The following is an 18,054-nucleotide window of genomic DNA, read 5'->3' as shown; positions in this document are numbered from 1 at the left end:
AGACACGCAAATGAGCCGTCGACGTCCTCATATTCTGGTTGCGCTGCTCTGCACGGGATTGTGGGCAGGCGCGATATGGCTCGGCCATAGCAGCGGCCATCTGCGGTTTCTCGACCGGCTCGAGTCGGCATTGACCGATGTGCGAACGCTTGCGCGCGGCGTAAAGGCGCCGCCGGACCTCGTCACGATCGTCGCGATCGACGACACCATCGTCAAACTCGGCGGCACCTATCCGCTGCCGCGCGCAGAGATAGCCAGGATCGTCGAGGCGATCGCGCGGCTGGAGCCGAAGGTCATCGCGATCGATCTTCTCCTGGTCGACAAGGGCCCCGCCGATGGCGATGCGGCGCTCGCAAAATCGCTCGCGGCGAGTCCGACCGTGCTGGCGGCGGCGGCGGTATTTTCGAACATCCTTCAACCTTCCGCGGAGGACGACGGGCCGCTGGCCCGCCTGCCGAAGGCCGACCGCTTCCTGCTGCCGCTCCCGGCATTGGCCGACCACGCGGAAGTCGGCATCGCCAATGTCACGACGCGCCAGACCGGCACGCCGCTCTCGGTCCCAATGCTGTTCCGGACGCGCGACAGAATCGAATTGTCGTTTCCGCTTCGCGTCGCGTCGATCGCGATCGGCCAGAAGCTGACGATCGAGCCCGACCGCCTGCTGTTCGGCGACCGGCCGATCGCGACCGCTTCCGATTATGCGCTGCCGATTGCCTATTACGGCCCGCGCCGCACCATTCGCACCGTCAGCGCCGCAAATCTGTTCGACGGCCAGATCGACAAGGAAGCCATTCAGGGCCGGATTGTCGTCCTCGGCGCGACGGCAACCGGCGCCGGCGACTTCTTTCCGACGCCGTTCGATTCACTGATGCCGGGGGTGGAAATCATTTCCACCGCGATCACGCACCTGGTCGCAGGAGACGGCGTCGTGCGCGACCGGCCGGTTCGTATCGTCGAGGCCGTCACGACGATCCTGCTCCCGGTACTGCTGGTCGGTTTGCTGGCGTGGCGGCGAAACGCAGTCGGTCTCCTCACGGTCAGCGCGGTGATGCTGGCATGGGCGACTGCCAATTCGGTTGCTTTCGCGCACGGCATATGGCTCGACGCCGCGACGACAATGGCCGCGGCAGTGCCGCCGGTGGTCCTGTTCGGTACGTTACAACTATGGTCGGACCGGCGCAGCGCAGAGCATCTCGCCGTCCAAAACAAGCTGCTCGAACAATTCCAGACGCCGGGCCTGCAGCAATGGCTGACGCGCGATCCGGATTTCCTGCTGGCGCCGGTCAGACAGAATGCCGCCGTCGTGTTCGTCGATCTGTCCGGATTTACCTCGCTCAGCGAAACCCTCGATCCGGATGCCACGCGGGGGCTATTGAAGGAGTTTCACGCCCTGGTCGACAAGGAAGTGACGCGGTGCGGCGGCATGATCACGAGCTTCCTCGGCGATGGCGCCATGATCCTGTTCGGCCTGCCGGAGGCGGCTCTGGATGACGCGGCGCGCGCGGCGCAATGTTCGATCGCGCTCTGCGTCAAGACCGAACGCTGGATCGAGGCCTTGCCGCCGCCGATCGGATTGCGCATAGGCTTCAAGATCGGCGCGCATTTCGGACCGATCGTCGCCTCCCGGCTCGGCGGCCGCAACCATCAGCACATCACGGCAACCGGCGACACCGTGAACGTGGCGAGCCGCCTGATGGAAGTGGCAGCCCGCCACGATGTCCGATTGGCGCTGAGCGATACGTTGCGCATCGCAGCGGAGCGCACCGGTGCACAGCTGAAGACCGGCAGCCTTGCCGGCCCCGTCGAGACGCAGATTCGCGGCCGATCAGGCTCGCTCACGGTCTGGCTGTGGCGGAGCGAACAACCCACGGTGGATCAACGCACGCACCCCGACGCCGCGGAGTGACCGGCCGCGCGCCCTACTGCAGTTCCGGCGGCGGCGTGCGGTCGAATACCTCGCCCTTCGGCCCTTCCAGCAGATGCAGCGCATAGGTCTCGATCACGAGCGGGCGGCGCCTGCGCTCGACCTCGCCGACCTTCTCGACGCGGGCGAACATGTCCTTCAAGGGAGCTTCGCCGGGCCAGACCTCGCGGACGTAGAGCAACGGCCCGGCTAGCTGCGCCGCATCGGGCTCGGGCATGTTGACCCAGCGGATACGCTGGTTCTGCTGCGCAACGCAGGTCCCCTTCGGCAGATGGAAGGCAAGCCAGCCGGTGGTGCCGTAGTCCGAGGCCAGTACGCATGTGGCTCCCGTTCGCGCCCTCGCCGCTTCGATCGCGCCGGCCGTTTCACGCCAGCCGATACCGACGCTGCGCACAGTGGCATCGCGGCGATAGCCCGACAGCACGCCGGTGTCGGCCTGCACGACCAATAGCACGAACATCAGGACACCGCCCGGCGCTGCCCAGCGCCGGCAGAAATCGACCAGCCGTTGCCGGCGCGGCTCCCAATCGACCAGATGCGCGGCGACGGCGGCGGCGATTACGAATGCCGGGTAGACCGGCGCAAACCAGTTGGCCTCGACGCGGGCATGCAGCGAATGCCAGACGAAATAGGCGACGATGACCCAGAACATCGAATTGACGAGCGCACGCGCCGGCAACGTTCCAGCGCGGCGCCGGTAGATCGCGTACAGCCCCATCGCGCCGAGCATCCACACCAGCGGCGTCGCGAATGCGATCTGCGTCGGGATCAGTTCGGCGATGAAGACCGGGCGGAAATCCTCGATCCTCGCCCGCCCCATCTGCTTGATGAAGGAGACCCAGTGGTGCCCGGCGTTCCAGAGAATGACCGGCGCAAACAGAACTAGCGCCACGAGCCCGCCGAGATAAAGCCAGGGCGAGATCAGCCAGTGCCGCAGTTTGGGAACGGCAACCAGCCAGATCAGGATCGCCGGCCCGAAGAACAGCGCGGTGTATTTCGACAGCAACGCGCAACCGGCGGCGGCGCCGACCGCCAGCCACCACACGCCGCGGCCGGTATGCAGCACCTTGGCGAGCGCAAATACCAGAAGACTGGAAGCCACCAGGAGCGGCGCGTCCGGCGTGACGATCATGGTGCCGACCGCGGCCATCAGCGTGATGTTCAGAAGGATCGCCGATGAGGCGGCTACGCGCCGGCTGCCGAACAGCATGGCCGCGGCCTGATAGATCACCCAGCTCATCGGCAGCGCCAGCAGAATCGAGACCAGCCGCACGCCGAACTCGGTATCGCCTGCGATCATCGTGCCGAGCCGGATCACCACCGCGACCATCGGCGGATGATCGTAATAGCCGCCGGCGAGATGCTTCGACCACATCCAGTAATAGGCTTCGTCGAAGGTGATCGGCGTGACCGCCGCGGCAATCAGGCGTAGCGCCACCAGCCCCAGGATCGCCAGACCCGTATTGAGGGCAACCCGCGCCTCGTTCGGATTCATTTTGGTGCCCTTTTGGTTCTGATCAAATCAGAACCAGGCTCCACTTTATCGTTTTGATACGTTTTCATCACGCGAGCCGGCATCCACTTCGCTCGAAAACGCTGTCGCGTCACCGCTTGCGCCAGACGAACAGTCCCGACATCGCGTAGTTCCAGACCACGCCCATCAGCGCGCCGGCGGCGCCTGCCAGCCACCAGATCGGTTCCTGGTCGAAGACCGCGAACGCGACGCCGACATTGGCGAGCAGCCCGACGCCGCAGACGAGATAGAACAGCAGCAGGCCGCGCAGGATCGCAAATCCCTTCAGCCGCTGGTCGCGATAGGTGAGAAAATTGTTGAGGATGAAGTTGCTGGTCATCGCAATCAGCGCGCCGGTGGCCTGCGCCTCCGCAAACGGCATCTGGAAGATTTCGTGCGCGATGAACAGCGCCGTGAGGTGCACGACAAGGCCAGTGCCCCCGACCATTGCGAACAGCAGGAAGCGCAGCGAGACCACGTCGTTGGTCAGCTTGGCCAGCACCAGGCCGAGGAAGTCCAGCGCCACCATGGAATCGAGCTTGCTCTCGCCGTGCTGGCGCGAACCGAAAGTGTAGGGAATTTCGATGGCGCGCAGCTTGCCCTGCGCGGTGGCGATGACATCGAGCAGTATCTTGAAGCCCTGGATGGAGAGCTGCGGCGCCAGTTGCTCGAAGCAGTCGCGGCGGATCATGAAGAAGCCGCTCATGGGATCGGCGACCTCGACCTTCAGCACGCGCCTGGCGACCTCGGTTGCAAGCTGGCTGGCCCCTGCCCGCTGCTGGTTGAAACTGTCGGCGCTACCGCCCTCGATATAGCGGCTGCCGACCACGAGTTCCGCCTCGCCGCTCCGCAGCAGCGCGACCATCTTCGGCAGTTGCGTTTCGTCATGCTGCAGATCGGCGTCGATGACAGCCGCATAGGGGCCGCTCGAGGCCAAAATGCCCTCGATGCATGCACCCGACAGTCCGCGGCGCCCGATCCGGCGGACACAGCGGACGCGGGAGTCCTTCCGCGCCAGCCCCCGCACCACTTCCCAGGTCCCGTCAGGGGAATTGTCATCGACAAAGATCACTTCCCAGGAAATGCCTGATAGCGTGGCCTCCAGCCGCCGGTACAGCACGGTGACGTTGTCGCGCTCGTTGAAGGTCGGCACGACGACCGAAAGCTCAGGCAAACCGGCCTGCGACGGGGTTTCGGGGCCCGGTTTGATGGCGTCATTCATGATCGCCAGCGTATATCCGCCACCGCCCGACATGCCAAGGCGAGCTTGGGGAACGAGGTGACTGGACGGTGAAGACGGGGTTGAAATCGACCTGGCGTCTGTCCGGCGTGGGCAAATCGACAGCCGCCACCGGATCGGGGGCCAGCTTCGCTTGAAAATGCTCTGAAAATGCCAACGACCACGAACAGAGGGCGCGCGTACATCCGGCGCAGCCAAACTATTCATGGTCGTTCCAGCGCCGGAGCTTTGAAGCGTCAACGTCGCCGTTAAAGGCTAGATAGGAATGCCCAGGGCATTCCGCTAGGTGCGACTCCTTCCCTAATTCGGCACTTCCCGAATCACCGGCCCGCGCGGGGCTGGCGCCGCAGGAACCGACTGAGCCGGCGCGGGCTGCTGGAGGCTCGCCGGCTTGGGGGGCTTTCCGAACTGGCCGATCGGCCCGTAGGCGATTGCAACCACCATCACGATCGATGCGACGATGGCTCCCAAAAGACCGGCGAATGACTGCGAATTCATGCTCAACGATCTCCTACGCCTGACCGGGAACTGATATCACGGAAAAAGCTTGTGGAGGAATAGTCCCGGCCTCAGCCATCGACAAATCGGGCGGCCTGCGCCGCCCTCCAAAATCTCACCACGCGAGCGCCGCGTAACGGACAAGCAAGAACCGCGATTCCATCGCAAACAAGGCAGAGTCTAGACCTTTGGGTTGACAGGGATTAGGGGAAGAAGATGTCGAATACAGATCAGGGCAAACCGGCCGGGAAATCCGGACGGCGCAACCGGAAGGGCGAGCGGGGCAAAAAAGCCGCTCCCCAGGAAAGCCCGGCCGTGAGCCCGGCGCCGGTTGAATTGCAAAGCCCGGATCAGGATCAGCCACCGCGACCGGAACCGGTTCACGCGGAGAGCCCGAAGGTGGATCAGCCGGCCGTCGACGAACCAGTCGAGGCCGTTGCCGGGCCGCAGCCGGCCGCGACGCCCTCGCCGGCCGAGCCCGCACCAGTCGAGGCCGCGCTCGCCGAGGCCGCGTCGATCGAGCCCGCACCAGTCGAGGCTGCGCCCGCCGAGGCCGCGTCGATCCAGCCCGCACCAGTCGAGTCCGCGGCGGAGCCTGCGCCGGTGAGCCTGCAGACCATCGCAAATGCGTATCGGGACTACACCAGGAAATCGATCGAGGAGTTCGGATCGTTTGTCGAACAGCTCAGCGGCGTTCGCTCGCTCGACAAGGCAATGACGGTTCAGAGCGAATTCGTGAAGCGGGCTTATGAAACTTCGGTCGCCGAATCCCAGAAGATCTGCGAACTCCACAACCGCCTTGCCAAGCAAACCCTCGACCCGTTCAAAGGGTTGACGAGCAAGTCGCCGGCATCGCACGGCAAGCCCTGAGGTTCATTCGGGACCGGCTCGACGCAAATTGATGGAAGCAAGAGGCTCCGGTTTTCCGGAGCCTTTTTTGTTGAGGGATCATGCCTTTGACCCGGCGCCTGGCAAAACTGGCCAATCAGTGCCGACTTGGGTAACATGCACTAGCTCCCTCCCCCATTTTCCGACGAGCCCTCCCGTGAGCAAGCCTTCGAAATCGACCGCGAAAAACAGCGGCAACATCTATATCGGCATCGGCGGCTGGACCTTCGAACCGTGGCGCGGGGTGTTTTATCCCGAGAAGCTGACGCAGGCGAAGGAGCTGTCCTACGCCGCCTCGAAGCTGACCTCGATCGAAATCAACGGTACGTATTACGGCTCGCAGAAGCCGGAGAGTTTTCGCAAATGGGCGCGCGAGGTGCCGGACGGATTCGTGTTTTCGTTGAAGGGGCCGCGCTTCGCAACCAATCGCCGTGTGCTGGCGGAGGCCGGCGATTCCGTAAAACGCTTCTATGATTCCGGCGTGCTGGAACTCGGCGACCGGCTCGGTCCCGTGCTGTGGCAGTTCGCACCGACCAAAAAATTCGACGAAGCCGATTTCGGCAAGTTCCTCGAACTGCTGCCGCGCAAACTCGAAGGGCGCGCGCTACGCCACGTCGTCGAGGTGCGGCATGACAGTTTCTGCGTGCCCGACTTCATCGCGTTGCTGCGCAAGTTCGAGACGCCCGTCGTATTCGCCGAGCACGGCAAATATCCGGCGATTGCCGACGTCGTCAGCGACTTCGTCTATGCGCGGCTGCAGAAGGGCAATGACGAGCTCAAGACCTGCTATCCGCCGAAGCAGCTCGACGCCTGGGCCAAGCGCTTTCAGGCCTGGGCCGGCGGCGGCGAGCCCGACGATCTGCCGCGCGTCGACAAGGCCAAGTCCGCCAAGACGCCGCGCGACGTGTTCGCTTACGTCATCCACGAGGGCAAGGTGCGCGCGCCGGCGGGCGCGATGGAGCTGATCGAACGCGTCAAATAATTTCGCGGTCAATCGAGCTTGATACCGGCCTCGCGGATCAGTTTTGTCCAGTTGTCGTATTCGGAGGCGACGAAGGCGTCGAGCTTGTCATCCGGCAGATCCCACACCTCTCCGCCGCTCTTCTCGAAACGCTCCTTGAGTTCGGGCAGCGAGGCGCGGATTTCCTTCCGCAGTTTTGCGATCGCATCCGGCGGCGTCTTTGCGGGTGCGAATATCCCGAGCCAGGAATCGACATCGAGGCCGGGCACGCCGGCTTCCGACATCGTCGGCACGTCGGGCGCCAGCGGGCTGCGCTTCGACGCCAGCACCGCAATGCCCTTCGCCTGACCTGACTGCACGTAAGGCAGCCCAGCAGCGTTCGAATCGAAGAACAGGTCGATACGGCCGGCGAGCAGGTCGGTGAAGGCCGGCGGCGAACCCTTGTAGGGTATCTCCTGAAATTTTACGCCGGCCGCCTTCATGAACGCGGCCGCCACCAGATGCTGGCCGGTGCCGACGCCGGCGGTCGCCACCGAAATCGAGCCCGGGTTGGCCTTTGCGGCGGCGACGATGTCCGCCAGCTTGCCATGCGGCAAATCCTTGCGGCCGACCATCACGTAACCGAACTTGTAGATCAGCGCGACCGGTACGAAATCCTTGCGCGGATCGTAAGCGAGCTTCGAATACAGCGCCGAATTGAACGCCATGTTGGAAAGCCCGCCGACCACCAGCGTGTAGCCATCCGGCTCGCTCTGGCTTGCTGCCTGCGTGCCGACGACGGTTCCGGCGCCCGGCTTGTTCTCGACGACGAAGGCCTGCCCCATCCGCTTCGACAGCGCATCCGCAAGCTGCCGCCCGACCAGATCGTAACTGCCGCCGGGACCGATCGGGACGATGATTTTCACCGGACGATCGGGATAGCCGGTCTGGGCGTGCGCTGCGGCAACGCCGCAAACGAGAAGCGCGAGTGTCCACAATGAGCGGCTAATTCGGTTCATCTTGTTTCCCCCAGCGAGAATGGCCATCGACCGGCTCTTTCGCAGGACTATGCGACACGCCACCTCCGGCCACAACGCGGATGTAGCAATCGATCGACCATTACCGTAGCCTTGCGCCAGCGACATAATGTCTGGATCGACATGGCCCGCAAGATCAAACGCCTCCTCTTCACGATCGGTTACGAGCAGACGCCTTCGAAGGCGGTGCTCGACGAATTGGAGGGCGCCGGCGTGAAGCTTTTGGTTGACGTGCGTGCGGTCGCGTCCTCGCGGCGGCCGGGCTTTTCCAAGAATCAACTCGCCGCAGGTCTCGACGAGCGCGGCATTTCCTATCTGCACCTCAAGGGCCTCGGGACGCCGAAGAGCGGCCGCGAGGCCGCGCGCAGCGGGAAATTCGGCCTGTTGCACAAGATCTATTCGGCGCATCTGAAGACGGCCCAGGCCCGGGAGCAACTCGACGAGTTGTCGGCGCTGGTGAAGCAATCGGGTCCGGTGTGCATTCTCTGTTATGAGCGCGACCACACCCATTGTCACCGGCAATGGATCGCGGAGATCATCGAGGAGCGCGACGGCGTGAAGGTGGAGAATCTGGTCGCGCCGCGGGTGTAAAACGTGGCCGGTAGCCCGGATGGAGCGCAGCGCAATCCGGGAACGGTGCAGCAGGCGGATCGACCTGCCCCGGATTACGCGGAGCCTGTCATCGGGCGCGCATTCGCGCGACCCGTTGGCTCCATCCGGGCTACAAGATACCCTCAAGCCGGAACGTTCCCTCCATGATCTTCACGCAGCCGCCGCCGACGTGAATGGAAGCAACCGCGCCATCTTTCTTGCGGACGCGCGTCAGCAGCAGGCTGGGCCGGCCCATGTCGACGCCCTGCCCGATCTTCAATCGCAATTCCCCGTCCTTGATGTCATCGAGATCGGAAAGCAGCGCCGCACAGGCCGCCGTCGCGCTGCCGGTGGCCGGGTCTTCGGAGAGCCCGCTGGCACCGGGGTGAACCATTCGCGCCTGCAGATCGCACGGCTTTTCGTCGGCCGGCACATCGCGCGTGTAGAAATAGACGGCGTCGCTGCCGTCGCACGGGAAGGTTTTTGCGAACGCCGTCGCGTCAGGTCTCGCCCGTCGCAGCGCCTCGCGCGAGGCAAGTTCAACCGCGACGAATGATAGTCCCACCGAGATGACCTGCGGCGGATGCCGGTCGGCCCTCACATCGCTCGCCGACAGTGAAAGCAGAGCTGCGGCCTGCTCGGCGCTGAGATGCGACATCCGCTTCAGCGGCTGCGGCGCGGTGAATTCGGTGCTGACGACCTTGCCCCGCTCGGTCACGATCTCAACCGGCACGAGTCCCGCTCCCTCCTCGAACAACAGCCGCGCCGGCGGCTTTTCCGCCAGCGTCGCCAGCACGAAGCCGGTGCCGACATTCGGGTGACCTGCAAACGGCAGCTCCCGGTTCACCGTGAAGATGCGCACCTGCGCGTCGTTGGCGCTATCGCGCGGCGGCAGCACGAAGGTCGTCTCCGAATAGTTGAACTCGGTGGCGATTGCCTGCATCTGTTCAGTCGACATCCCGCCGGCGTCGAGCACGACGGCAAGCGGATTGCCACCGAAGGCGCGGTCGGTGAAAACGTCCACAGTAATGTAGCGACGCTGCATTTCGATACTCCCTTATCCCAACCGCCACACGGCCATCGGCTGCTCATAGCCTCTGACCTCGACCTCGCCGAGCGAGACGGCGTCGTCGCAGGCTTCGCCGAGCGCGTCGCGAACCGCTTCCGAAATCAGGAACTGCGAATTGAAGTCCTTGTTGAGCGCTTCGAGCCGTGAGGCAAAATTCACGGTGTCGCCGATCACGGTGTATTCCTTGCGCCGCGGCGAGCCGATATTGCCGGCGACCACTTCGCCGATGTGGATGCCAATGCCGATGCGCAGCGGCCAGCTCGTCTCCTCATTGATCCTTGAATTGGCTTCCAGCATCTCGCGCGCCGCGGCAACGGCTCTGTGCGCGGGGTCCGGCGCATGGAGGGGTGCGCCGAACAACGCCAGGAATCCGTCGCCCAGGAATTTGTTCACGATGCCGCCGTGGCGGTCGAGAATTTCGACCAGCACGGCGAAGGCACCATCGAGCCGGTCGACCACTTCCTGCGGCGTGCGCGTGCGCGCGCCGGCGGTGAAGCTGCGGAAATCGACGAACATGACGGCGACGCGGCGGATGTCGCTGTCGGCTGTGGTGCCCTCGGCCATAAGGCGTTCGACCACCTGCGGCGAGACGTGCTGGCCGAACAAATTGGTGATGCGGTCGCGCGCGGTCGCCGCCTTGATGCTGGCCTCGAACTGCCGCCGCAATTGATGTCCGACCGCGCCGGCGAGCACGCCGCAGATCAGAATAATCAGGCTGCGCGCGGCGTGATAATAGAGGGGTTCGGCCTGGTCGCCGACCGCCGGATGATAGAACATCGCCATGCAAAACAATTGAACGGCGGCGACGGCGCCGGTGAAGGTGGAGAGCCAGAAATCCAGCCGCAGCGTGGAGAGGATGATGAAGATGAAATAGATCATCGGCGTCACGAAACCGAGTGCGGCCACCGATCCCATGCTGTTGATGTGCAGCGCCAGCGCGACCGTCGGCATCGAGGTCTCGATCAGCGCGCCGAGATAGCGCCGGATCACCGGGAGGTCGCGGCCCTGCCGCATATGGCGGGTGATCTGGCTATGCACCCACAGCTCGAACAGGATGAACGGGACGATGATCGAATAGAGATATTCCGGCTTGAGATTGCCGTGCCAGACGCGGCTCACCGCCTCGGCTGCGAAGAAGTAGACGGTGCACAGGATGATGGCGAGCAGCGCGGTGGTTGCGATCAGGGCCTTGATGCGCAACAGCTCGGTCGTCATCACTTCCTGCATCAGCGCGCGCTGGAAGTCGGCCGACACGCCTGTGTCTTTATCGTTCTTCGCTTTGCCCCAGAACCCTGCCATCCCCTCACCTGTCATTCCGGAGCACGCGCAGCGTGAACTATGGCGCGCAATTGCGCACCTGAGAATCTCGAGATTCCGGGTTCGATGCTCCGCATCGCCCCGGAATGACGTCGATCAACTGACATCGACTATATGCCTCAATCGAGCGTGCGACGGAAGCGTGTTACGGCGATCGTCATCGCGATCAGCATCAGTGCAATGAGTGCAATCGTATCGTATTGCAGGTTGGAAGGCGCGGCGCCCTTCAGCATGATGGCGCGGACGATGCGGATGTAGTGGGTCAGCGGCAGAGCCTCGCCGAGATACTGCGCCCAGACCGGCATGCCTGCGAACGGAAACATAAATCCGGACAACAGAATGCTGGGCAGGAAGAACATCATCGACATCTGCATCGCCTGCAACTGGTTCTGCACGATGGTGGAGAAGGTGTAGCCGATCGACAGGTTGGTGGTGATGAACAGCGTCGTCAGCGCCGCGAGTAGTGTAACACTGCCGAGGATCGGCACCCCGAACAGCAGGACCCCGATGCTGACAATCAGTGTTGCCTGGATGAAGCCGACGATCACGTAGGGAATGATCTTGCCGAACATCACCTCCACCGGCTTGATCGGCATCGACAGCAGGCTTTCCATGGTGCCGCGTTCGATTTCGCGCGTCACCGACAGCGCGGTGAAGATCAGCATGGTCATGGTCAGGATGGTGCCGACGAGGCCCGGCACGATATTGAGGCGCGATTCCGCGGCCGGATTATAGCGGGCATGCGCCCTGATCTCGAAAGGCATCGCGGGCGGATCGCCGATGTGGAGGTCGTGCGCGAGCGCGGTCTGCACGACGACGCCGAGCGTTCCGAGCGCCGTGCCGGATGCGACCGGATCGGTCGCATCCGCCGCAACCAGCAGCGCCGGCTTGTCGCCGCGCCGCACCGCACGTTCGAAGCCGCGCGGGATCTCCACGCCAAACAGCACCTTGCCGGACTGCAGCAGGTCGTCGAATTCGGCGACGCTGTGCACTTCGCGGGTGAAGCGGAAGTAGCTGGTATTCTCCATCGCCTTCAGCACCGAGCGCGCCAGATCGCTGTCCTCCTGGATCAATACCGCTGTCGGCAGATGGCGCGGCGTGGTGTTGATGGCATAGCCGAACAGCAATAGCTGCATCACTGGGATCATCACGATCATCGCGAACGAGACGCGGTCGCGGCGGAGCTGGATGAATTCCTTCACCAGCATCGCATAGCTGCGGCGCCAGAAGCCGAAGGCCGGCTCCCTCGCCTCGTCCACGGGATGAACAGCTTCGGTCGCACTCATTGGAAATTGTCCTTTGAGCGGGTCATGAGATCGATGAACACGTCTTCGAGCGACGGCTCGCTATCCTGCCAGTGCCATCCACTCGTATTGCGATAGGGAGCGATGGTCGCCTCAAGCGCGGATTTGTCACGCCCCGAGACGTGCAGGCTGGTGCCGAACGGCGCCACCATGTCGACGCCCGGCTTTCCGGCAAGCTCTGTCGCAAGCCCGTTGAGGTCGTCGCCGGAAACCGTCCAGGTCGACAGCGCCGATTTCGCGATCACCTCGTCCACGGTGCCGTGCGCCAGCAAATGGCCATAGGCGATATAGGCGATCTCGTGACAGCGCTCGGCTTCGTCCATGTAATGGGTCGAGACCAAGACCGTCAGCCCGTCGGCTGCGAGCGCGTGGATCTCGTTCCAGAAATCGCGCCGCGCCTTGGGATCGACGCCGGCGGTCGGCTCGTCCAGCAGCAGCAATCGCGGATTGGGCAGCGTGCAGGCGCCGAGCGCCAGCCGTTGCTTCCAGCCGCCGGAAAGCTCGCCGGCCAGTTGCTCCTCCCGGCCGTTCAGTCCGATCCGCTGGATCATGTCGCGTGCGGCCCCCCGCGCGTCGCGCATGCCGTAGAGCCGCGCGACGAATTCGAGGTTCTCGCGCACCGAGAGATCCTGATACAGGCTGAAGCGCTGCGTCATGTAGCCGACCTGGCGCTTGATCTTGTCGGCGTCGCGGCGAATGTCGTAGCCGAGGCAGGTGCCCTCGCCGGCATCCGGCGTCAGCAGGCCGCACAGCATGCGGATGGTGGTGGTCTTGCCGGAGCCGTTGGGCCCAAGGAAGCCGTAGATCGAGCCGCGCTTCACCTGCATCGAAAGGTCATGCACGACCTCGCGGCCGCCGAATGATTTTGACAGGCCCTCGACGTTGATGGCGATGTCGGGGCCTGATGCGGGAGCCGGACTCATCGCTTGTCCGCCATTGGCGTTCGAGGGTTGAGAAACACGCTGATCGGCTGGCCGACGCGCAGCACATCAGGCCGGCTCGGCCGCGCCTGGATCAGGTAGACCAGCTTGTTGCGCTCATCGAGGCTGTAGATGACCGGCGGGGTGTACTCGGCGGTCGTCGCGATGAAATAGATCTTTGCCGTGAGATCGGCCGCGCAATTGTCGCAGGTCACCTTCACTTCGTCGCCGATCGACAGCTTTGGCAATTCCGCTTCCGGCACGAAGAAGCGCAGCTTCATGTTGCCGGGCGGCATGATCGACAAGACCGGCCGCCGCTCCGGCACCATTTCGCCTTCGCGGAAATAGATCTGCTGGATGGTGCCGCCGACCGGCGCAAAGCCGCTGCGCCGCGCCAGCCGGGTCTGCGAGGTGTTGACGCGGGCTTCCGCCACCCGCAACGCCGAGGTCGCCGAATCCAGGTTGGCCTGCGTGCCGGAGCCGGTCTTGCTCAACGACGACGCGCGATCGTAGGTCTGCTGCGCGTTGGCGAGCGTGGCCTTGTTCTGATTGAGGTCGGCCTGCTGCAGATCGTCGTCGACCGAATAGAGCTGCATGCCCGGCTTCACCTCGTCGCCCTCGCGCACGTTGAGCCTGGTCACGCGCCCGCTTTCATCCGGGCTGACGAAGATCATGTCGGCCTCGACCCAGCCCTGAAATCCCGGGTCCTTGCGCTCCGTGCAGCCGGTGAGCACGGCGGCGAGCGCCAGCGCGGCCAGGATCGTTATCGTTCGCGACGAAGTCATGTCGTCCTCCGTTCGCCAAAAATCAGATCGAGATGCACCCGAAACATTTCGAGGGCGTCCAGTGGCGCATGTCTGCTGAACAGGCTCTGCCAGATCACGGCGATGAGCGCGGGCGCCACCATGATTTGCGGAAACCGCGCCAGGTTTTTCTGTTTGATCTCGCCGCGCGCGATGCCGAGCTCGATCAGCGCGCGCATGCCGCCGAGGCCTCGCGACACCACTTCGCGGTAGTAGAAGTCGGCCACTTCAGGAAATCGCGGGCCTTCGGCCACGATCAGCCGCACGAGGTCGCCGCGGCGCGTGGTCGCCACCTCCTCGATGAAGGTTTTGGCAAAGCCCTCCACCATGTCGCGTACCGACGCCCCGGGCTGCGGTGGCGTGCTCCAGAGGCGGTTGATCATCGGCACGATGGCGGTGCGGATCAGCTCCTCGAACATCGATTCCTTGTCCTTGAAGTGCAGATAGATCGTGCCCTTGGCGACACCGGCCCGCTTGGCGACGTCGTCCAGCCGCGTCGCGGCAAACCCGCGCGCGATGAATTCGTCCATCGCCGCCTCGATGATCGCCCCGCGCCGCTCGGCCGCGCGTTCGGCGCGGTTGGAGGCGGGCTTGGGCGGCGCCGGAGCGGCCGATGCCGTCTCCCCGACCCGGCGATTGGCGGGTTTCGGGCCGGTTTTCCTGGGCGTCTTGTTGCTCGTTTCCGTCATATTCAAAATATGACTGACTGGTCAGTCATTGTCAATCCGAGATGAAAAAGCAGGCTTCACATGGCCGTGACCGACGCCGGTGAAACTCGCTCGCGCTGCCCGCCTTGAGGATTTTGCGTGTCGCCAACGGATCGTCATATCCCACACATGCGGGGTATCCGGCATGCGACGGCCCATCCACGTAGCCCGGATGGAGCGCAGCGCAATCCTGGATTCCTTGACCGCATCGACACTGCCCCTGGATTTCGCTGCGCTCCATCCGGGCTACAAGATTCCTGGTTCAGTCGTCATTGAGATACACGTTCGCATTCTCGCGGCTCGCGTCCACCGCATCCCGCCTCGCGTTCGTGACGATCGCGATACGCCCCTCTTGTCGAGGCGGGACAGCGCGGAAATAGCCACTGATTTGGGGCGACAGGGAATCTGTTCAGCAAATTAGATTTTACGCGCAGCGCTTTTCCAGCGCGGCTGCCCGCGCTGGTGAGCGCACTCACAGCCAATACGTTGCCCGAGGCCTCGCCCCAAAGCGTTGCCCGCGCCAGGATGACGTGATTGACTAAGTTATGAAGCGTTAGCCTGCCGAAATAGAGGTGTGTTGAAGTCGAGCGAGGCGCAGATGGATATTCGAGCCAGGCTAATAGAGATCTGTGACGCGTTTAACGCACACGATCTGGATCGGATCATGAGTTTCTTTGCTGATGATTGCGTTCTGGAGATGCCAAGGGGGAATAAGCCGTATGGCTCCCGGTTTGAGGGCAAGCAGAATGTGCGGCAAGGGCTGGCCGCGCGTTTTGAAGGACTGCCCGACGTCCATTACGGGAACGCCGAGCATTTCGTGGATTCGGAATCTCAAACCGGCATTTCGAAATGGTGCCTCACCGGCACCGGTCGGGATGGCAAGAAGCTGGAAGTCCAAGGTTGCGACTTCTACACCTTCCGCGCCGGCAAAGTGGTTCGAAAAGACTCATATTGGAAACTCGTCGAGTGAGCCCGGGATAGCCGGTTGATTCGACGTCCCGGCAAATGTCTGCTGGTGCGATCTAGCCGTCGCCGGATGACCATGTCGGAAGCCGCCCAACGCCGTACGTCTGGCGCTGGCGTCAATTTGCCGCTCGACACGGCCCGTAAATCTTGCGAAAATTTCCGGCGATACAACCGTCTATCGGTGCATCACCCGATATCTGACATGTGAATGTAGGGAACCAGCGAGGGGACCTGCCATGGCTAGTATCGAAGAAGCTCCGGGCAAGCTCGTCTTGAAAGCAGGCTCAACGACGCTTACGCTCGACAAGGATTCCGGCAAGGCCACGCTGCAGCAAAAAATACTGCTGTGGAACAGAAAGCCCGTCGAATTCCCGCTCTCCAATATCGACGACATCGCGGTGAAGTCGAACGTCGACGGCCTTTCAGGCGCGGCCATCCATCACAGCGTCTTGCACGAGCGTACTGGCGAGATCATCGTCCTGACGACCGAGGAAGCCGAGGACGCCGCTGAAACGGTCAAAAAGCTGCGTGGATTTATTGGAATGTAGGGTTCATCGCCGGCCGCTCCGAATTTATCGGTCCACGCGCCGGCTGTGAAACTTCAGCAGGTAGCCGGATGAGCCAACGGCCCGTGCATTCGCGCAACCCGCTGGCTCATCCGGGCTACATTTGCTGGACATCTGAAAGGCCGCCGAGCCAGCACGAAAATGCTTGAAAGTTTTCATGCATTCAGAAACTCGGCGGAAAAACGCGAATGCTCTCAAACTTCTCAAGGTTGATTTTTTTCGAGCCGTTCAGCGGAAATTCATAGTGAAAGCCGAGGTGGTCGGAGCCGGTCACGTATAGATTAAGTTCCACTGGGCAGTCTTTTGGCGAATCGATATTTAGCGCGAATGGAATAGGAAAAGTCGTCTTGGTATTCGGGAATCCGAACGACTGAAAGTTCTTCTCCACCCTGCGGCCGTTCTCTTGCACCATCTCACCGAGCCAAAAAGATAGCCACTTCTGAGGAACGACGGGAAAGAGTCGCTTTGGATCATCATACGCCACGAGTTCTCCGTGCAGCGTCGTCTTGCAAGCCCCAAGCGCGGCCGTCGATATCAACGTCACGACACATGCCGCCACCAGAGCGAATATGGCGGCCACCGAAACGCGCGGCATGTTGTTCACGGTGGCCCCCGGCGATCGGACATCGATGACGCGCGCTTCAGCCCTTGCGCATTTTGCTGAGCAGGAAGTTGTCGTAATAGTTTTCCGCGATCTGCGTGTAGAACAGCACTTCCTTCATATACGCGTCGTGGCTCTCCTTGGTCTTCTTGAAGAGCGCGCCCTTCTCGGCAATTTCGTTCAGATGGTCTTGCGTTGCCTTGTAGCAGGCCTCCATGACCGGTTGCGGGAACGCGCGCAGCTCCGCCCCGCCGGCGACAAGCCGCTTCAGGGCGGCAGGATTTACGCTGTCGTATTTTTCGGTCATCCACGCGCCGGCGGCCGAACCGGCCTGGTTGAGGACCGCCTGGTACTGCCTGGGAAGCGCATGCCACTTCTCTTCGTTGACGATCATGTGCAACATGGCGCCGCCTTCCCACCAGCCGGGGAAGTAGTAGTACTTCGCCACCTTGTAGAAGCCGAGCTTCTCATCATCATAGGGACCGACGAACTCCGCGGCATCGATCGATCCCTTCTCGAGCGCCGAATAGACCTCACCGCCCGCGATCTGCTGCGGCACGATGCCCAATTTGGCGAGTACATGGCCGCCCATGCCGGCGATGCGGAACTTGAGGCCGGTGAGATCATCTGGTGTCTTGATCTCTTTGCGGAACCAGCCGCCCATTTGCGTACCGGAGTTGCCGCACAGGATCGCATGCGTCTTGAAAGGTTTCAGCGCCTCGTTGCAGAGCTCAGCACCGCCGCCGAACGTCCACCAGGAATGCTGATGGCGATGGTTCATGCCGAATGGCGCGCCGGTCGCATAGGTGAGCGCCGGCTCCTTGCCGATGTAGAAATAGAGCGGCGTTTGCGCCATCTCGACGGTCGCCGAGCTCACGGCATCGAGCGCCTGCAGGCCGGGCACGATCTCGCCCGCCGCAAAGGTCTGGATCTGAAACTTGTTGTCGGTGGCGTCAGCCACGTATTTCGCAAAGGTCTGCGCGGTGCCGAAAATGGTATCGAGCGACTTTGGAAAGCTCGAGGTCAGGCGCCATTTGATCTCGGGCGCTGCTTGCGCGATCGCAGGCGCCGCAATCAGCGTCGTCGCGCCGGCCACGGCGCCGCCTGTGAGGAATGTACGGCGTTTCATGATGGGCTCACTCCCTTGAATTGCGGGTCCATTGGCCGGGG

At 62.9% G+C, this 18,054-nt stretch carries 18 protein-coding genes; 6 read left to right on the top strand and 12 right to left on the bottom strand.

Annotated elements, in window-relative coordinates:
* Positions 1–10 precede the first annotated feature (10 nt).
* A complete protein-coding gene (locus C7G61_RS17960; RefSeq protein WP_108516614.1) occupies positions 11–1,906 on the top strand; it encodes a CHASE2 domain-containing protein in 1,896 nt (631 codons plus the stop codon).
* Positions 1,907–1,919: 13 nt separating this feature from the next.
* Here C7G61_RS17960 and C7G61_RS17955 read toward each other — a convergent pair whose 3' ends face one another.
* The 3 genes from C7G61_RS17955 to C7G61_RS17945 all read right to left on the bottom strand — a co-directional run bounded on the left by C7G61_RS17955 (position 1,920) and on the right by C7G61_RS17945 (position 5,175).
* Positions 1,920–3,419 carry a glycosyltransferase family 39 protein gene (locus tag C7G61_RS17955; protein WP_108516612.1) on the bottom strand — a complete coding sequence of 500 codons (1,500 nt, stop codon included), beginning with the start codon at positions 3,417–3,419 and terminating at the stop codon, positions 1,920–1,922.
* Positions 3,420–3,528: 109 nt separating this feature from the next.
* Complete coding sequence (locus tag C7G61_RS17950; RefSeq protein ID WP_108516610.1) at positions 3,529–4,659, bottom strand: glycosyltransferase; 1,131 nt, start codon at positions 4,657–4,659, stop codon at positions 3,529–3,531.
* A 318-nt stretch (positions 4,660–4,977) separates the two neighbouring features.
* Positions 4,978–5,175 carry a hypothetical protein gene (locus C7G61_RS17945; RefSeq protein ID WP_108516608.1) on the bottom strand — a complete coding sequence of 66 codons (198 nt, stop codon included), beginning with the start codon at positions 5,173–5,175 and terminating at the stop codon, positions 4,978–4,980.
* Between the two features lie 216 nt (positions 5,176–5,391).
* On the opposite strand from C7G61_RS17945, the gene C7G61_RS17940 reads away from it, so the two are divergent.
* Both C7G61_RS17940 and C7G61_RS17935 read left to right on the top strand, forming a co-directional pair.
* A complete protein-coding gene (locus tag C7G61_RS17940) occupies positions 5,392–6,045 on the top strand; it encodes a phasin family protein (RefSeq protein WP_108516606.1) in 654 nt (217 codons plus the stop codon).
* A gap of 175 nt (positions 6,046–6,220) precedes the next feature.
* Entirely contained in the window at positions 6,221–7,045 is an 825-nt protein-coding gene (locus tag C7G61_RS17935) for a DUF72 domain-containing protein (RefSeq protein WP_108516604.1), read from the top strand.
* An 8-nt stretch (positions 7,046–7,053) separates the two neighbouring features.
* On the opposite strand, the gene C7G61_RS17930 is transcribed toward C7G61_RS17935, so the two are convergent.
* Positions 7,054–8,022, bottom strand: a complete 969-nt coding sequence (locus C7G61_RS17930; RefSeq protein ID WP_190241863.1) for a Bug family tripartite tricarboxylate transporter substrate binding protein — start codon at positions 8,020–8,022, stop codon at positions 7,054–7,056.
* A gap of 141 nt (positions 8,023–8,163) precedes the next feature.
* On the opposite strand from C7G61_RS17930, the gene C7G61_RS17925 reads away from it, so the two are divergent.
* Entirely contained in the window at positions 8,164–8,631 is a 468-nt protein-coding gene (locus tag C7G61_RS17925) for a DUF488 domain-containing protein (RefSeq protein ID WP_108516599.1), read from the top strand.
* A 130-nt stretch (positions 8,632–8,761) separates the two neighbouring features.
* Here C7G61_RS17925 and C7G61_RS17920 read toward each other — a convergent pair whose 3' ends face one another.
* From C7G61_RS17920 to C7G61_RS17895, 6 genes are all read right to left on the bottom strand, one after another.
* Positions 8,762–9,676: a PhzF family phenazine biosynthesis protein gene (locus tag C7G61_RS17920; RefSeq protein ID WP_108516597.1), complete on the bottom strand. Its 915-nt coding sequence runs from the start codon at positions 9,674–9,676 to the stop codon at positions 8,762–8,764.
* A 12-nt stretch (positions 9,677–9,688) separates the two neighbouring features.
* Positions 9,689–10,999, bottom strand: coding sequence for an adenylate/guanylate cyclase domain-containing protein (locus C7G61_RS17915; RefSeq protein ID WP_108516594.1), 1,311 nt, complete (start codon positions 10,997–10,999; stop codon positions 9,689–9,691).
* A 137-nt stretch (positions 11,000–11,136) separates the two neighbouring features.
* Positions 11,137–12,303 carry an ABC transporter permease gene (locus C7G61_RS17910; protein ID WP_108516592.1) on the bottom strand — a complete coding sequence of 389 codons (1,167 nt, stop codon included), beginning with the start codon at positions 12,301–12,303 and terminating at the stop codon, positions 11,137–11,139.
* Positions 12,300–13,244: an ABC transporter ATP-binding protein gene (locus C7G61_RS17905; protein ID WP_108516590.1), complete on the bottom strand. Its 945-nt coding sequence runs from the start codon at positions 13,242–13,244 to the stop codon at positions 12,300–12,302. The genes C7G61_RS17910 and C7G61_RS17905 overlap by 4 nt, the downstream gene beginning before the upstream one ends.
* Positions 13,241–14,026 (bottom strand): HlyD family secretion protein, encoded by a 786-nt coding sequence (locus C7G61_RS17900; RefSeq protein WP_108516587.1) that lies wholly within the window; start codon positions 14,024–14,026, stop codon positions 13,241–13,243. Before C7G61_RS17900 ends, C7G61_RS17905 begins: the two co-directional genes overlap by 4 nt.
* On the bottom strand, positions 14,023–14,733 hold the full coding sequence (locus tag C7G61_RS17895) for a TetR/AcrR family transcriptional regulator (RefSeq protein ID WP_108516585.1): 711 nt from the start codon (positions 14,731–14,733) through the stop codon (positions 14,023–14,025). The genes C7G61_RS17900 and C7G61_RS17895 overlap by 4 nt, the downstream gene beginning before the upstream one ends.
* Positions 14,734–15,349: 616 nt before the next feature.
* On the opposite strand from C7G61_RS17895, the gene C7G61_RS17890 reads away from it, so the two are divergent.
* The gene (locus tag C7G61_RS17890; protein ID WP_108516923.1) at positions 15,350–15,721 is read left to right on the top strand and encodes a nuclear transport factor 2 family protein; all 372 of its coding nucleotides are present in this window, start codon (positions 15,350–15,352) and stop codon (positions 15,719–15,721) included.
* Between the two features lie 232 nt (positions 15,722–15,953).
* Complete coding sequence (locus C7G61_RS17885) at positions 15,954–16,265, top strand: hypothetical protein (protein WP_108516583.1); 312 nt, start codon at positions 15,954–15,956, stop codon at positions 16,263–16,265.
* Between the two features lie 181 nt (positions 16,266–16,446).
* Here the strand turns inward: C7G61_RS17885 and C7G61_RS17880 are convergent, their stop codons facing one another.
* Both C7G61_RS17880 and C7G61_RS17875 read right to left on the bottom strand, forming a co-directional pair.
* Complete coding sequence (locus tag C7G61_RS17880) at positions 16,447–16,887, bottom strand: hypothetical protein (protein WP_145963640.1); 441 nt, start codon at positions 16,885–16,887, stop codon at positions 16,447–16,449.
* A gap of 37 nt (positions 16,888–16,924) precedes the next feature.
* Positions 16,925–18,013 carry a TRAP transporter substrate-binding protein gene (locus tag C7G61_RS17875; protein ID WP_108516578.1) on the bottom strand — a complete coding sequence of 363 codons (1,089 nt, stop codon included), beginning with the start codon at positions 18,011–18,013 and terminating at the stop codon, positions 16,925–16,927.
* Positions 18,014–18,054 lie beyond the last annotated feature (41 nt).

Origin of the sequence: Bradyrhizobium algeriense (assembly GCF_003062295.1) — a bacterium.
Lineage (GTDB): Bacteria > Pseudomonadota > Alphaproteobacteria > Rhizobiales > Xanthobacteraceae > Bradyrhizobium > Bradyrhizobium algeriense.
This window is presented reverse-complemented; position numbering and strand designations above follow the sequence as displayed.

Bases quoted from the DNA above. Each gene is read 5' to 3' on its own strand.
- C7G61_RS17960 (WP_108516614.1), top strand. From the start codon at position 11: ATGAGCCGTCGACGTCCTCATATTCTGGTTGCGCTGCTCTGCACGGGA.
- C7G61_RS17955 (WP_108516612.1), bottom strand. From the start codon at position 3,419: ATGAATCCGAACGAGGCGCGGGTTGCCCTCAATACGGGTCTGGCGATC.
- C7G61_RS17950 (WP_108516610.1), bottom strand. From the start codon at position 4,659: ATGAATGACGCCATCAAACCGGGCCCCGAAACCCCGTCGCAGGCCGGT.
- C7G61_RS17945 (WP_108516608.1), bottom strand. From the start codon at position 5,175: ATGAATTCGCAGTCATTCGCCGGTCTTTTGGGAGCCATCGTCGCATCG.
- C7G61_RS17940 (WP_108516606.1), top strand. From the start codon at position 5,392: ATGTCGAATACAGATCAGGGCAAACCGGCCGGGAAATCCGGACGGCGC.
- C7G61_RS17930 (WP_190241863.1), bottom strand. From the start codon at position 8,022: ATGAACCGAATTAGCCGCTCATTGTGGACACTCGCGCTTCTCGTTTGC.
- C7G61_RS17925 (WP_108516599.1), top strand. From the start codon at position 8,164: ATGGCCCGCAAGATCAAACGCCTCCTCTTCACGATCGGTTACGAGCAG.
- C7G61_RS17920 (WP_108516597.1), bottom strand. From the start codon at position 9,676: ATGCAGCGTCGCTACATTACTGTGGACGTTTTCACCGACCGCGCCTTC.
- C7G61_RS17915 (WP_108516594.1), bottom strand. From the start codon at position 10,999: ATGGCAGGGTTCTGGGGCAAAGCGAAGAACGATAAAGACACAGGCGTG.
- C7G61_RS17910 (WP_108516592.1), bottom strand. From the start codon at position 12,303: ATGAGTGCGACCGAAGCTGTTCATCCCGTGGACGAGGCGAGGGAGCCG.
- C7G61_RS17905 (WP_108516590.1), bottom strand. From the start codon at position 13,244: ATGAGTCCGGCTCCCGCATCAGGCCCCGACATCGCCATCAACGTCGAG.
- C7G61_RS17900 (WP_108516587.1), bottom strand. From the start codon at position 14,026: ATGACTTCGTCGCGAACGATAACGATCCTGGCCGCGCTGGCGCTCGCC.
- C7G61_RS17895 (WP_108516585.1), bottom strand. From the start codon at position 14,733: ATGACGGAAACGAGCAACAAGACGCCCAGGAAAACCGGCCCGAAACCC.
- C7G61_RS17890 (WP_108516923.1), top strand. From the start codon at position 15,350: ATGGATATTCGAGCCAGGCTAATAGAGATCTGTGACGCGTTTAACGCA.
- C7G61_RS17885 (WP_108516583.1), top strand. From the start codon at position 15,954: ATGGCTAGTATCGAAGAAGCTCCGGGCAAGCTCGTCTTGAAAGCAGGC.
- C7G61_RS17875 (WP_108516578.1), bottom strand. From the start codon at position 18,013: ATGAAACGCCGTACATTCCTCACAGGCGGCGCCGTGGCCGGCGCGACG.